At 63.9% G+C, this 14,595-nt stretch carries 14 protein-coding genes; 8 read left to right on the top strand and 6 right to left on the bottom strand.

Annotation, left to right across the window (positions count from 1 at the left end; genetic code table 11):
• Positions 1–57: 57 nt before the first annotated feature.
• The 3 genes from NOV72_RS02075 to NOV72_RS02065 form a co-directional block, all read right to left on the bottom strand.
• A complete protein-coding gene (locus tag NOV72_RS02075; protein WP_035507454.1) occupies positions 58–414 on the bottom strand; it encodes a hypothetical protein in 357 nt (118 codons plus the stop codon).
• Positions 415–678: 264 nt separating this feature from the next.
• A complete protein-coding gene (gene mmsB / locus NOV72_RS02070; RefSeq protein WP_106852898.1) occupies positions 679–1,575 on the bottom strand; it encodes a 3-hydroxyisobutyrate dehydrogenase in 897 nt (298 codons plus the stop codon).
• Between the two features lie 12 nt (positions 1,576–1,587).
• On the bottom strand, positions 1,588–3,120 hold the full coding sequence (locus tag NOV72_RS02065) for a CoA-acylating methylmalonate-semialdehyde dehydrogenase (RefSeq protein WP_106852897.1): 1,533 nt from the start codon (positions 3,118–3,120) through the stop codon (positions 1,588–1,590).
• 217 nt (positions 3,121–3,337) lie between these two features.
• Here NOV72_RS02065 and NOV72_RS02060 point away from each other — a divergent pair, with 217 nt between their 5' ends.
• From NOV72_RS02060 to infA, 6 genes are all read left to right on the top strand, one after another.
• Positions 3,338–4,297, top strand: coding sequence for a LysR family transcriptional regulator (locus NOV72_RS02060; protein WP_245932855.1), 960 nt, complete (start codon positions 3,338–3,340; stop codon positions 4,295–4,297).
• A 282-nt stretch (positions 4,298–4,579) separates the two neighbouring features.
• Positions 4,580–5,530: a M23 family metallopeptidase gene (locus NOV72_RS02055; RefSeq protein WP_106852895.1), complete on the top strand. Its 951-nt coding sequence runs from the start codon at positions 4,580–4,582 to the stop codon at positions 5,528–5,530.
• Entirely contained in the window at positions 5,517–5,882 is a 366-nt protein-coding gene (locus NOV72_RS02050; RefSeq protein ID WP_106852894.1) for a hypothetical protein, read from the top strand. The genes NOV72_RS02055 and NOV72_RS02050 overlap by 14 nt, the downstream gene beginning before the upstream one ends.
• A gap of 58 nt (positions 5,883–5,940) precedes the next feature.
• Positions 5,941–6,375 (top strand): bactofilin family protein, encoded by a 435-nt coding sequence (locus NOV72_RS02045; protein WP_106852893.1) that lies wholly within the window; start codon positions 5,941–5,943, stop codon positions 6,373–6,375.
• 167 nt (positions 6,376–6,542) lie between these two features.
• Positions 6,543–7,520: a magnesium/cobalt transporter CorA gene (gene corA / locus NOV72_RS02040; RefSeq protein ID WP_106852892.1), complete on the top strand. Its 978-nt coding sequence runs from the start codon at positions 6,543–6,545 to the stop codon at positions 7,518–7,520.
• Positions 7,521–7,978: 458 nt separating this feature from the next.
• On the top strand, positions 7,979–8,245 hold the full coding sequence (gene infA, locus NOV72_RS02035; RefSeq protein WP_006999277.1) for a translation initiation factor IF-1: 267 nt from the start codon (positions 7,979–7,981) through the stop codon (positions 8,243–8,245).
• Between the two features lie 162 nt (positions 8,246–8,407).
• On the opposite strand, the gene NOV72_RS02030 is transcribed toward infA, so the two are convergent.
• The 3 genes from NOV72_RS02030 to zwf are packed head-to-tail and all read right to left on the bottom strand — an operon-like array spanning position 8,408 to position 11,718.
• Positions 8,408–9,292, bottom strand: coding sequence for an HAD family hydrolase (locus tag NOV72_RS02030; protein ID WP_106852891.1), 885 nt, complete (start codon positions 9,290–9,292; stop codon positions 8,408–8,410).
• A complete protein-coding gene (locus NOV72_RS02025) occupies positions 9,292–10,113 on the bottom strand; it encodes an ROK family protein (protein WP_425428698.1) in 822 nt (273 codons plus the stop codon). Before NOV72_RS02025 ends, NOV72_RS02030 begins: the two co-directional genes overlap by 1 nt.
• A 39-nt stretch (positions 10,114–10,152) precedes the next feature.
• Positions 10,153–11,718: a glucose-6-phosphate dehydrogenase gene (zwf, locus tag NOV72_RS02020; RefSeq protein WP_106852890.1), complete on the bottom strand. Its 1,566-nt coding sequence runs from the start codon at positions 11,716–11,718 to the stop codon at positions 10,153–10,155.
• 208 nt (positions 11,719–11,926) lie between these two features.
• On the opposite strand from zwf, the gene NOV72_RS02015 reads away from it, so the two are divergent.
• Complete coding sequence (locus NOV72_RS02015; RefSeq protein ID WP_106852889.1) at positions 11,927–12,763, top strand: arylamine N-acetyltransferase family protein; 837 nt, start codon at positions 11,927–11,929, stop codon at positions 12,761–12,763.
• A 24-nt stretch (positions 12,764–12,787) separates the two neighbouring features.
• Positions 12,788–14,491 carry a peptidoglycan D,D-transpeptidase FtsI family protein gene (locus NOV72_RS02010; RefSeq protein WP_106852888.1) on the top strand — a complete coding sequence of 568 codons (1,704 nt, stop codon included), beginning with the start codon at positions 12,788–12,790 and terminating at the stop codon, positions 14,489–14,491.
• The last annotated feature ends 104 nt before the right edge of the window (positions 14,492–14,595 follow it).

Genomic DNA, 14,595 nt, shown 5'->3' with positions numbered 1-14,595 from the left:
CGGTTGCGGGCAACCGGCGTCTTAGTTTTCCGAATCAAATTCGGGCACTGCCCGCGATTAACTTCCGCTCAGTCCATATTGCAGTGCAAGATCGAAACCCAGCACCACCAGCGAGCAGAACAGACCCAGCGACAGATTCGCCAGCCGGTGGCCGACGTCCTTGTGCTTCGTCAGAACGGCCCCCGCGAGGAACGCGATTTCCACGATAACCTGCATACAGAACACGGCGATCATCAACGCGAACTCGTAACCCATCGAGTTGAAGTTCATGAAATTAAAGCCGTTCACCGCGACCCAGGAACCCACTCGCCAGGCTTCGTATGCCAATAGCAGCAACGGGAAGAAATAGCTGGCTACATAAGTCGGCACCGTGGCGTGCCGCAATTCCATATTTAAGTGACGTGTTACTTGCATCGCGTACTCCTCATCTGATTGCCCGAAAATGACGGGCGTTCTACCAGCACCGTGGCGCAACCGGAGCGTTCTGACCGAACGGCAGACGGGCGTCGTGCTTTCAGAATAGGACAATTTTTGGGAAAGCGAATCATCGTATTCCCGATGATCACGCCCAGTAAGAGATTGCGCGATGTATTGTGCAGTGCAACTGAACAACGCAGTTATTTAGACGTTTGAATTCGGCACGTGCGTACGTGCCGAATTCATGACTCGTTTGATTCGCTACTGGCCGTTTTGTTGCTTCGCGTACAGCTTGATAATGCCTGAAAAATCGAGTCCGCCGAGTCCTTGCTGGCTCATCGACTGATACAACTGTTGTGCCAGCGCGCCCATGAAAACGGGCTGCTTAGCGCCGCGCGCCGCATCGACCGCAAGGCCCAGATCCTTCAGCATCAGATCCGCGCCGAAACCGCCTAAATATCCGCGCGAAGCGGGCGCCGTCTCGATAATGCCGGGATAGGGATTACACGTATCCGAACTCCAGCAACGGCCAGTCGATGTATTGACGATACTCGCCAGTTTCGTCGGATCGATGCCGAGCGTTTCGCCTAGTTTCATCGCTTCCGCAACGCCGATCATGGAAATCGCCAGCAGCAGGTTATTGCAGATTTTCGCGATCTGACCGGTGCCCGTTTCGCCGCAGCGCACCATGTTCTTGCCCATACCGGAAAGGACGGGACGCAGCGTTTCGAAGAGCGCTTCATCGGCGCCGACCATGAACGTCAGCGTGCCCGCTTGCGCGCCGACGACGCCGCCGGAAACCGGCGCATCCGCGAAGGGATTGCCCTGTTTCGCCGCCGTTTCGCCGATGAGTTTCGCGGTGGCCGGATCGATCGTGCTGCTGTCGACGAGCGGCACGCCTTTCGCGACACCGGCGAGCACGCCGTCGTCGTTCAGATAGACCGCTTTGACATGCTGCGCCGCGGGAAGCATGGTGATGACGACTTCCGCGCCCCCGGCCGCCGCGCGCGGCGATGCGGCCAGCGTCGCCCCCGCCGCCTTCGCCGCGTCGAGCGCCTCGGGCACGAGATCGAACGCCGTCAGGGTGTGCCCGGCCTTCAGGAGATTGGCGGCCATCGGACCGCCCATGTGACCCAAACCAACGAAGCCGATTTGCATGAGAACGCTCCCTCAGCGCAGCGAGATGGTCGTGTTGACGCCGTCGTTCACGGTGGCGTCGTCGAACCAGCGCGCGGTGACCGTCTTCGTCTGCGTGTAGAACTGCACGACCTGCTTGCCGTACGGCCCGAGATCGCCGAGCTTCGAGCCGCGCGAGCCCGTGAAGCTGAACGCCGGCACCGGCACCGGAATCGGAATGTTGATGCCCACCTGGCCGATATCGATCTCGCTCTGGAACTTGCGCGCCGCCGCGCCGCTCTGCGTGAAGAGGCCGACGCCGTTGCCCATCGGATTGCGGTTGACGAGCGCGATCGCGTCATCGAGCGTGTCGGCTTCGACCACGCACAGCACCGGGCCGAAGATCTCGGTCTTGTAGATCGACATGTCCGTGCCGACCTTCGTGAAGATCGTCGGACCGATGAAGTTGCCGCTCTCGTAGCCCTTCACGTCGATCTCGCGGCCGTCGAGCGCGAGCGTCGCACCCTCGTCCACGCCCTTGCCGATCAGCCCGAGAATGCGCTCCTTCGCCGCCTTCGAAACGACCGGGCCGACATCCGTATTCGGCTCGATGCCCGCGTTGACCTTGAGCGTCTTCGCGCGCTCGACGAGTTCCGGCACCCAGTCCTTCGACGCCCCGACGAACACCGCCACCGACGTCGCCATGCAGCGCTGGCCCGCCGCGCCGAAACCCGCGCCCGCGAGCGCGTTGAGCGTCTGTTCCTTGTTCGCGTCGGGCAGCACGACGGCGTGATTCTTCGCGCCCATCATCGACTGCACGCGCTTGCCGTGCTGGCTCGCGAGGTTGTAGACGTGCGTGCCGACGGCCGTCGAGCCGACGAACGAGATCGCCTTGATGTCGGGATGCGTGCAGATCGCATCGACGACTTCCTTGCCGCCATGCACGACGTTGAGCACGCCCGCCGGCACGCCGGCTTCGATCGCCAGTTCGACGAGTTCCATGGTCGAAAGCGGATCTTGCTCCGACGGTTTCAGCACGAAGGTGTTGCCGCAGACGATCGCCATCGGGAACATCCACAGCGGGATCATCGCGGGGAAGTTGAACGGCGTGATGCCCGCGCAGACGCCGATCGGCTGGCGCAGCGTGTAGGTATCGACACCGCCCGCGACGTTTTCGGAGAATTCGCCTTGCTGCAGGGTGCTGATCGAACAAGCATGCTCGACGACTTCGAGGCCGCGAAAGATGTCGCCCTCGGCATCGGCGAGCGTCTTGCCCTGCTCGGCCGTGAGCGTCCGCGCAATGCGCTTCTGGTTCTGGCGCACGAGGTCCTGGAACTTCAGCATCAGACGCATGCGCACGCCGAGCGGCGTCGTGCGCCACGTCTGAAACGCCTTCTGCGCGGCGGCGACGGCGGCGTTCACTTCGTCCATCGTCGCGAAGGGCACGCAGCCGACCACTTCCTGCGTCGCGGGATTGACGATGTCGCGCCATTCCGTCGTCTTCGAATCGACGAACTGGCCGTCGATGAGCAGCTTGGCCGTACGGACGGATGCATTCTGCGCCGGATGTTCAGCAGCGATATTCACGAGTCACTCCTTGTCGGGAAAGTTTCAAACGCGGGGTTGGGAGGAAAGGCGAAGACGCGCGGACGGGACGCCTTGGCGGCGCCGAAGGGAAAAGGCATGTCGTCTCCGTTTATATGAAATCGGCCTGCACTGCTGCACGCTCGTTTCCTTGAGTATAGTTATGCAAAAGTCCATCATGGCACTATAAAAACACCCGATCGATATGCAAAAAAAGGCCATGCAAACCGGCAAGCTCGACCTCTCCCGGCTCAACTGGGACGATCTGCGCTTTTTTCTCGAAGTTGCCCGCACGCAGCGCGCGAGCGGCGCGGCGAAGCGCCTGGGCGTCGACTACACGACGGTCGCGCGGCGCGTGCGCGCGCTCGAAGACGCGCTCGGCACCCTGCTGTTCGACAAGTCGCGCAGCGGCGGATTCATTCTGACCGCCGAAGGCCAGCGCCTGCTCGGTTTCGTCGATTCGATCGAGACGACGGTGCAGTCCGCCACCGAGCAGATCGCCAATACGGGCCACGCGCTGTCGGGACATGTGCGCGTCGGCTCGACGGAAGGCTTCGGCTGCTTTTTTCTCGCGCCGCAACTGGCGCGCTTTCAGGACGCGCATCCGAACATTTCCATCGATCTGTTGCCGGTGCCGCATTTCGTGAGCCTGTCGAAGCGCGAGGCGGACATCGCCGTGACGCTGGAGCGCCCCGAGCAGGGCCAGTACGTCTATACGAAGCTCTGCGAATACCGCCTCAAGCTCTACGCGACCGCCGAATATCTGAACGCGCACGAGCCGATCCGCACGACCGACGATCTGCGGCATCATCGCTTCGCGAGCTATATCGACGACCTCGCGTTCAGTTACGAACTGCTGTATCTCGAACGCGCGGTGCCGGGCGCGGTGTCGCGCTGGCGCAGCACGAGCGCGATCGCGCAATACTTCGCGGCGCTGCAGGGCCGCGCGCTCGCAATCCTGCCGTGCTTCATGACCTCGCCCGATCCGCGCTTCGTGCCGGTGCTGCCGGACGAAATAGTCGTGACGCGCGCCTTCTATCTGTCGTGCCGCGAAGACCTGCGCAAGCTCAAGCGCATCACGGCCGTGTGGGACTATCTGCGGGCGGCCGCCGAAGCGAACCGCGCTTTCCTGATGGGCGACGGCACGCAGATGGCGTGGGTCGACGTCCAGTCATCCTGATCGAGTCACGGTTTTTGACAGCGAGATCAAGTCGAACGTGGTACCCATCTACTCGCGTCCAAGCGACACAAAATTTGACTCAATGGAATTCGTGTAATTTTGCTTCGATATCCTCTCGAACCGTCATTTGACGCATCGAGTCGGGCATAATCGCCGGCCAGTCTTTTCGTTTTTTGCCGTGAGAATCGCGGCGCACTCCATCCCCTTGATTATTCTCTCTTCCGCCGGCCGTAAGGGCTGCCACGCGCGCTGATGGCTTTCGTCATCTGGTCACGGCGGACCATGTCCCGCCAGCGCATACGCTTCGTCGAGGCACGAACCGCGCGCGCCATCGCCATCATCGGCGCGATCACGCTTCTGATCGCCGCGCTGGCGCTCGGCATCGCGATCGGCACGTTGTTCGCCCGCAGCCATCTCGGCGAAGAGCAGGCGCTGATGTCGCGCCGTTCGTACGAGATCGAAGCGCTCGGCCGCATCAATGCCGCGCTGATCGAACTCGCGCCGCGTGTCGAAGGGCTTTCGGCGCAAGTGAACGAACTGCACGATTTCGACGCGCATCTGAAGGCCGCGCACGGCCCGGGCAACACGACCGGCGTGCACGATGTGCCGCCGCTGCCCGACAGCGAAGGGCCGGCATCGTCGCTCGACGGCGCCGGCGGCCCGGACCTGGCGCCGCGCCTGTGCGGCACCGGCCGCGGGGCGTCCGGCACGCCGCGCCAGCGTCTGAAGAGCGCGCAGCGCACCGTCGATTGCCTGAACGAGGCAATTTCGCAACTGCAGACGCAAACGCTCGCGCACTATGCCTCGTACATGGCGTTTCCCGGCCGCGATCCGGCGCCCGGCGCGCGCAGCGGCTCGCCTTACGGCAATCGTATCGATCCGTTCACGGCGCATCTGAGCTTTCATCCGGGTGTCGATCTCGTCGCGCCGACGGGCACGCCGATTCTCGCGAGCGCAGGCGGACGCGTCGTGCAGGCGGGCGAACACGGCGGCTACGGCAACGCGGTCGATATCCGTCACGCCGACGGCATGGTGACGCGCTACGGACATGCGTCGCGCGTCCTCGTGAAAGCCGGCGACTACGTGATGCCCGGACAGGAAGTCGCGGAAGTCGGCTCGACCGGGCGCTCCACGGGCCCGCATCTGCATTTCGAAGTCATCGTCGACGGCGCGCAGATCAATCCGTTTCCCTATCTCGCGCTCTTCAGGCGCAAGCCGAATGCGCAAAGTTGATTCGAAGCGGCTGTCGCTGCAACTCACTCGCCAGTCCTATTCGCTCACGCCCAAGCGCGGCGCGGGCATCTGGATCGGCCTGATCGCAGCGACGTGCGCGATCGCGGCGCTCGCCGCCGCGGGCTACGCGCTCAAGCGTTCGAACGAGGACGCGCGCAAGCTGGACACGCTCTGCGCGCCGCCCGCCTCCGAGCAGACGCTGCGCGATCAGCTCGCGCACGCGCAACTCGCGCTCGAACAGGAAACGGCGACGCGCGCAGCGCTGGAGCAACGCGTGACCGATGGCACAGTCGAGATCCAGCGCCTGCAGACCGATCTCGCTTTCCTTAAAAAACAGCACAAACCCGACTGAGCGGCACGCGTGACGCGCTCGCTTCGTGCAACTCTTTACCGCATCGCAAGGACTCGACATGTTTTCATCGAAGAAGGATTCAAACGGCGTCAAGATGGCCAAGCTCGCGACGCTCGTCGCGCATAACGTTCACATCTCGGGCGATCTCGAATTCAGCGAGGGCCTGCGCATGGATGGTCAGGTCACGGGCAACGTGAACGGCCGCCCCGGCGAAGAGACGCTGCTCGTCGTGAGCGATCAGGGCGCGATTCGCGGCAACGTGAGCGCCTACGACGTCATCATCAACGGCTCCGTGACGGGCGACGTCACCGTCGCGCATTTCGTCGAACTTCAGTCCAACGCGCGCGTTCTTGGCAACATCTATTATCAGAAGCTGCGCATGGATATCGGTGCGACCGTCGAGGGCAAGCTCACCAAGTTCGATTCGCAGTCCACGTCTGTTCCGACGCTGCCCGCGCCGCCGGGATATGCCGTCGAATTCGACGCCAACTGACGCCAGGCAACGAGCGCCGCAGGTTCGGCGCTCGTTGGCAACAGCGCGCATGTCCAGCTAAGATTCAATGGATGGAGGCCACGCGCTCGCGCCCCGCGCGAATCACGCGACTTCGAGCGCCCATCGACGCGTGGCCGGTGACATCGAAATAACTATAAGGGCGCCCCATGCTGGTCAATTGCGCGGCTTATCAAAACGGCCGAAAACTCGCGGACGTCAATATCGACGATATCAACGCTTATCGCGATATGCCCGACTCTTTCATTTGGGTTGCATTGAAGGAGCCCGGCCCCGGCGAGCTCGCGCACATGACGCACCAGTTCGGTCTGCACGAGCTGGCGGTCGAAGATGCGCAGCACGGTCATCAGCGGCCGAAGATCGAGGAATACGGCGATTCGCTATTCGCGGTCTTCCACACGGTCGAGTTCGATGAAGAAGGCGAAGTGCTGGTCGGCGAAATGAACGTGTTCGTCGGCAAGAACTACGTGCTCTCGGTGCGCAATCGGACGACGCAAGGCTTTCAGGAAGTGCGCAAGCGCTGCGAGCGCGAGCCGCATCTGCTCAAGCACGGGCCGGCCTTCGTGATGTACGCGCTGCTCGACGCCGTCGTCGATCGTTATTTTCCCGTGCTGGAAACGCTCGGCGCGGAAGTCGACGAAGTCGAAGAGCGCATCTTCGAACAGAAGGGTTCGGTGGAATCGCGCGAGATCATCGAGGATCTGTACTCGCTCAAGCGTCGCATGACGATTCTGCAGCATCACACGGCGCCGCTGCTCGAAGCCGTCAGCAAACTGTATGGCGGGCGTTCGCCGGGCGTCTGCTCGGGCATGCAGGAATATTTCCGCGACGTGTACGACCACCTGCTGCGCATCGTGAAGACCATCGAAGGGCGCCGCGAAATGATCGTCACGGCGATTCAGGTGAACCTCGGCCTGATCGCCCTTGCGGAAAGCGAAGTGACCAAGCGCCTCGGCTCGTTCGCGGCCCTCTTCGCCGTACCGACGATGATCGCCGGCATCTACGGCATGAACTTCAAGTCGATTCCGGAACTCGACTGGATCTACGGCTATCCGACGTGTCTCGCCGTCATGCTGCTGGTGGACCTCGTGCTCTACTGGCGATTCAAGAAGGCCGGCTGGCTGTAGCGAAAGCGCGTCTTTCAGGAACCTTCAGGCGAAATTCATTGTCTAATCAAGCGATTTGCGCGAGAATGTGGGGCTGGCCTTGCAAACCGGCCAATCGACCTTACATGACGTGAACGCACGTCGCACTTTCATCGCTTTTCGTTTCACACCCGCACGTCGGCACTGCTGTTCGCCGATGTCGCCGTCCCGGTCATGCCGGCCACGGCGCGCCGCCATCGCGGTTTGCCCGGTTGTCCGGCCTATGCCGTCAAGCTCACAATGAGCCTGAAATCGAGACGCGGCGCGCTCCGGTCGCACGTTTGATCGTGCCGGACGTGCCAGGCCACGCTTTGCTCGCCTCTTTCGTTTCGTCGCGACGCCGCCCGTGGGCAGCGCCGCCCGACACTTCATCGGCGTTTAATGCGCGTCCCGCAGGATGCGCGGCAGCACCTACAATTTAATGACCACAGGAGCCCCATATGGCGAAAGAAGAACTCATCGAACTCGACGGCATCGTTGACGAAGTGCTTCCCGACAGCCGCTATCGCGTGACGCTGGACAACGGCGTTGTCGTCGGCGCGTACGCCTCGGGCCGCATGCGCAAGAATCACATCCGCATTCTGGCCGGCGACCGCGTGACGCTGGAACTGTCGGTGTACGACCTGACGAAGGGCCGCATCAACTTCCGTCACAAGGACGAGCGTGCAGGCGGCGGCGCCCCGCGCGCACCGATGCGCCGTCGTTGATGCTTCACCGTTTCATCTGATTCATCCGCAACGAGCGTGAGCCTGATCCGCCGCGCACGCTTTTGAACCATCCGCGGATCACCTGTACTTCGACGCGGCCGCGTGCCCCGCGCCTGGCCGTTCAAGGCTGCGCGACGCGTCGATGCCCCTTCCCGCAAGCCTTCAAGCCGCGCCGCGCGCCGCCAGCAGCGCGTCGACGCCGATCGCGAAGCCGTCCTCGTCGTTGCTCTTCGAGACCAGGCTCGCGCGACGCTGCACGGTGTCGGATGCCTGCCCCATCGCGATCGATACGCCCGCGATCTCGAACATCGCCATGTCGTTGCCCATGTCGCCGAGCACGGCCACGCGTTCGAGCGGCACGCCGGCGAGTTGCGCGAGTTCGCGCACCGCCGTGCCCTTGTTCGCTTCCAGGCTCGTGATGTCGAGGTAGTACGTCTGCGAGCGCGCCGCATGGCCGCGGCCTTCCAGTTGCCGCTGCAGATCGCTTTCCACGCGCGCGAGCAGCGCCGTGTCGGCAGTCGAGCCGACGATCTTGTCGACCGCGCCGAGATCGACATCGTCGAAACGCGCGACGCGCACGCCCTCATAGCCGACCGTGCGCGTTTCGAGCGGCACGTAGGTGCCTTCGGGATGCGTCAGATACCATGCGTCGTCGATGAACACCCACGCGTCGATATTCGCGGCGGTGAGCGCTTCGAGCGTGGTCTGCACGACATCGCGCGGCAGCTTGTGCGACGACAGCACTTCCCACGTGCCCGGCCTCACGAGACTGCCGCCGTTGTACGACGCATAAGGCATGTCGACCGACAGCGCCTCCACGATGTGCCGCATGCCCTTGCCCGGCCGGCTGCTGGCGACCGTGAAGCGCACGCCGGCTTCCCGCAGGCGGCGCACGGCGTCTATCGCGGGCTGGCCGAGCGCCTTGTCGGTGTAGAGCAGCGTGCCGTCGCAGTCGGTGACGACGAGCTCCGCTTTGGCGAGCGCTTCGAAGGCCGCATCGGCGTCGCCGGTCGCGCTGTGGAGGCCGTATTTGCCTTGAGCGTTCATCACTGCACCCCTTCACGCTGATTGAAGTGCGGCAACTGCCGCGTCTCGCGCACCGAGCGCGGATGCCACAGCCGCGCGCCGCCTTCGATGCCCGCCGCGTTCGACACGATCGCCACGTTATCCGGCAGCTTGAACTTGACGTGCGCCGCGTTGCCGCCGCCGATCCAGAGCCGGTCGTAATTCACGAGCGTCGCAAGGATCTCGATGATCTTCTCCACGCGCCGGCTCCAGCGTTTCTTGCCCGCCTTCTCGCGCGCCGCGTTGCCGATATATTCGTCATAAGTCTTGTCCTTCGCGACCGGATGATGCGCGAGCTCCAGATGCGGCATCAGTTCGCCGTCGCGAAAGAGCGCGGTGCCCGCGCCGGTGCCGAGCGTCAGCACCATTTCGATGCCGTGTCCTTCGATCGCCGCGAGCCCCTGCATTTCGGCATCGTTGATCATGCGCGCCGGCATGCCGCCGAGACGATCGGAAAGCAGTTGCGCGAGCGGTGTGCCGCGCCAGGCCGGCGTGCCGAGATTCGGCGCGGTCAGCACGACGTTGTCGCGCACGACGCCCGGAAAGCCGATGGAAATATGCGTCGGCGGCTCCGCGACGATCGGCGCGACCAGTTCGATGAGCGTCTCGACGACCACGTCGGGCTTCGCCGGATGCGGCGTCGCCACGCGCACGCGATCGCTCTTCATCTCGCCATCTTCGGAGATGACGGCCGCCTTCAGACCGGTCCCGCCGATATCGATCGCGAGAATCCGTTCGGCCTTGATCGCGAGTTTGTCCGCTGAGACATGCGTCTTCTGCTTGGCTTTCGATTCAGTGCTCACGCTCGTTGTCCTTATGGTTTGCGTTGTCGTTGGATGAGTTCAGTCCTTCTTGCGCGTATCGGTCAGCGCGCGCCACGTGCGGCCGTCCTGCGCCAGCAATTGATCCGACTGGGCCGGTCCCGCGCTGCCCGCCGCATAGTTGTGCACGGCGAGCGGGCTGTCCGGATGCAGCACGCGATCCACCGCCGCCCACGCCGTCTCGATACTGTCGGCGCGCTGAAAGAGCGTGGCGTCGCCGAGCATGCAGTCGTAGAGCAGCGTCTCGTAGCCGACATTCGCCCGCTCCGCGAAGAAGTCCGCGTAGCTGAAGGCCGAGCGCACCTTGCCGATCTGCATCACCGGTCCCGGCACTTTCACGTTGAAATCGAACGTCGTGCCGTGCGCCGGATCGATGCGCAGCGTGAACACGTTCGGCGTGAGCGCATCGACGGGCGTGTCGCGGAATAGCAGGAACGGCACGGCCTTCAGTTGCACCGAAATCTCCGTGCGCCGTTCGGTCAGCCGCTTGCCGGTGCGCAGATAGAACGGCACGCCCGCCCAGCGCCAGTTCTCGACATAGACGCGCGCGGCCGCATAGGTTTCGGTGCGGCTGTCCTTCGCGACGCCGGGCTCTTCCTTGTAGCCCGGCCCCGCCGGTCCGGCTTCGTATTGGCCGAGCACGACGTCGTTCGCGGTGAGCGGCCGGATTGCATCGAAGATTTCGGCTTTGCGGTCACGCACGGATTCGGCATCGAAGGAGTTGGGCGGCTCCATCGCCACCATGCCGAGCAACTGGAAGAGATGGTTCGGCAGCATGTCGCGAAACGCGCCCGTCTGCTCGTAGAACTTGCCGCGCCCTTCCACGCCGATCGTCTCGGCCGCCGTGATCTGCACGTTGTCGATGTATTCGCGCCGCCAGATCGGTTCGAACATCGCGTTGGCGAAGCGCACGGCGAGAATGCTCTGCACCGTGTCCTTGCCGAGAAAATGGTCGATGCGATACACCTGCGACTCGCTCGCAAAGTTGAGGATGCAGGCGTTGAGCGCCTGCGCCGACGCGAGATCCGTCCCGAACGGCTTCTCGACGACGAGCCGCCTGAAGTTGCCGTCCTTCTCTTCGAGCAGGCCCGCCGCGCCCAGATGCTCGATGATCGGCTGGAAAAAACGCGCGCCCACCGCGAGATAGAACACGATGTTGCCGGACTTCGCTTTCGCGAGCCGCGCCTTGAGCCGCGCGAAGGTTTCGTCTTCCTCGAACTCGCCCGCAAAGTATTCGAGCCGTCCGACGACCCAGTTCCACGCCTCCTCGTTCAACTGCGACGTGTGAAACGTGGCAGCCTTGTCGGCGGCGAAGCTGCGCAGCGACTGCGTGAGCTCGTCGCGCCATTCGGAGGTTTCGCGCTCGCCGTGATTCACGCCGATGATTTCCATGCCGTCGTCGAGCAGCTTGTCGGCGGACAGGTTGTAGAGCGACGGCATCAGGAGACGCTTGGTGAGGTCGCCGCCGGCTCCGAAGATCACGAGCGTGCAGGGTGGCGCGGGATGCTTGCCGGCGCACGTCTCACTCGCCGGGTTCGCGGGTTTCGCTTCGTTCGATTGATTCGCTTCGTTCGATTCTTTCGGCATGGCGTATCGACCCTTGTCAGTTGCGCTTGAACCTGGAAAGACCTGCATCGATGCGGCACAGTTCATTTCGATGACGCACTCCGAACCCGCGCACCAAAAAACGTATGCTTATTGTAATTTTTAACCTTTCGTGTCGTAAAATATGCGCGCTTGCGACCGCGCTCGCCGACCTTGCGACATCGAAGCCGACCCGAGGCCTGGACTCCACATGAACGCACACGACACTGCCATCGACCTTGCCGCGTACTTCGAACGCATCGGTTTTTCAGGACCGGCGCGGCCCGCGCCGACGCTCGACACATTGCGCACGCTGCATCTGCTCCATCCCCAGGCCATTCCTTTCGAAAACCTCGACGTGCTGATCGGCAATCCGGTCAGGCTCGATCTGGCATCGGTCCAGCGCAAGCTCGTCGAAAACCGGCGCGGCGGCTATTGCTACGAGCATAACCTGCTGTTTCGCAGCGTACTGCAGACGCTGGGATTTCGCGTGCGCAGTTTCGCGGGCCGCGTGCTCTGGGGCCGCGACGCGCCCGAGATGCCGGCGCGCACGCACATGCTGCTGCTCGCCGATCTCGACGAAGGCACCTTCCTCACCGATGTCGGTTTCGGCGGCATGACGCTGTCCGCGCCGCTCGCGCTTGAGACCGGCCTCGAACAGATCACGCCGCACGGCGCCTTCCGCCTCGACGATGCCGGCGGCGAACCGCATGCGTATGTCCTGCAGGCGCTCGTGAACGGCGCATGGACGCGCGTCTATCGCTTCGATCTCGATCCGCAGTATGACGCCGACTACGCGATGTCGAACCATTTCGTGTCCACGTACCCGCAGTCGATCTTCCTGCACAACCTGCTGGCGGCTCGCCTCGCGCCGGGCAAACGCATCGGCCTCTTCAACCGGAGCTTGTCTACGCACGATGAACGCGAAGGCACCGGACATCGCGAGCTCGATAGCGTGGCCGACTTGCGCCGCGCGCTCGAAAACGAGCTCGGCATTCGTCTGCCGGATAACGCCGGTCTCGACGCCGCCCTCGCCCGCCTGCCCTGAACCCAGCTTAACCACAGGACCACGATGTTCAAGAAGAAGACGCGCGGCGGCCGCGATTTCCAGACGCATCACCGCAGCACGGTGCTCGTGAACCCGCTGCCCGCATGGCGCTCGCGCCTCGTTCTCATCGGCGTGACGGTGGCGTTCCTGTCGCTCGCGGGCCGCGCGCTGTGGGTGCAGGTCATCGACCACGAGTTCTATATCGGCGAAGGCCAGAAGCGCTATCAGCGCACGCTGGCGCTTTCGGCGACGCGCGGGCGCATCGTCGATCGCAATGGCGCGATGCTCGCCGTGAGCCTCGCCACGTATGAAGTCTGGGCGACGCCCCGGCTCTTCGACGGCGATCACGGCAACGAGATCGCGCGCCTGCTCGACATGCCACCGAAGGACTTGCAGCGGCGCATCGAAGGGAATCGCGCGTTCGTCCTGCTCAGGCGTCAGGTGGAAGCGGAAACGGCCGAGCGGATCGCGACGCTCGGGCGCGCGGGCATCACGCTCGTGCCGGATACGAAGCGCTTCTATCCCGAGGGGGAATCGGCGGCGCATATCGTCGGCTTCACCAATAACGAGGATCACGGGCAGGAAGGCGTCGAGCTTGCCGCCGATACGCGTCTCACGGGCGAAGCCGGCCAGCGCGAGGTGATTCGCGACCGGCTGGGGCGCGTCGTCTCGCAGATCGGCGAGCCGGCCATGCCGCAGAACGGCGAGACCATTCAACTGACGATCGACCGGCGCATCCAGCAACTCGCGCATTCGCAACTGAAGGCGGCGATCGCGAAGCACAAGGCGCGCGCGGGCAGCGTCGTCGTGCTCGATGCGAAGAATGGCGAAGTGCTCGCGCTCGCCAACTATCCGAGCTTCGATCCGAACGATCGCGCGCGCCTCACCGGCGAGCAGTTGCGCAACCGCGCGCTCACCGACACCTTCGAGCCCGGCTCGACGATCAAGCCGCTCGTCGCCGCGCTGTCGATCGATCTGGGCAAGGTGCGCCCGGACACGCGTATCGACACGGCGCCGGGAACGTTCAAGCTCGGCCCGAACGTGATCCACGACACGTCGAACCACGGCGTCATCACCGTAGCCGAGGCCGTGCAGATGTCCAGCAACGTCGCGCTCACGAAGCTCGCGCTGCAACTCCCGGCACAGACGATCTGGGACAAGTATCGCGAATACGGCATCGGCCGCGCGCCCGAACTGACCTTTCCCGGCGCTGCGACCGGCCGCCTGCGCGCGCCCGAGCGCTGGAAGCCGATCGAACAGGCGACCATGGCCTACGGCTACGGCCTGTCGCTTTCGCTGTTGCAGATCGCGCAGATCTATACCGCCTACGCCGGCGACGGACGCTTTCATCCGGCGACGCTGATCCACGACGAAGCCCGCCGCGACGCTTTGCAGGTGACGAAGCCCGCGACCGCGCAAGCGGTGCGCAACATGCTCGAAAACGCGACCGGCGACCACGGCACGGGGCGCGCGGCGGCGGTCGAGGGCTATCGTGTCGGCGGCAAGACCGGCACGGCGCGCAAGCAGATCGGGCGCGCGTATGCGGCGAACAAGTACCGCGCGTCGTTCGTCGGCATCGCACCGATGAGCGATCCGCGCGTGATCGTCGCGGTGATGATCGACGAACCCACGGGCGGCACCTACTACGGCGGCACGGTAGCGGGGCCGGTGTTCTCGGGCATCGTCGGCGCGACGCTGCCGCTGCTCGGCATTCCGCCCGACGCCTGAACGCAGGCGGGCGCGGGCCTTGCTGCACCGACCATGCCCGCCCCGCCAACCTGACCGGACTGTAAAGGGCTTGTGCTCTAATGGCGTGTTCGGCACGAAGAGAT

Origin of the sequence: Caballeronia novacaledonica (assembly GCF_900258035.1) — a bacterium.
In the GTDB taxonomy this organism is placed as follows: Bacteria; Pseudomonadota; Gammaproteobacteria; order Burkholderiales; family Burkholderiaceae; genus Caballeronia; species Caballeronia novacaledonica.
Note: the sequence above shows the minus strand (reverse complement) of the source record. Positions and strands in the feature narration are given on the sequence as shown.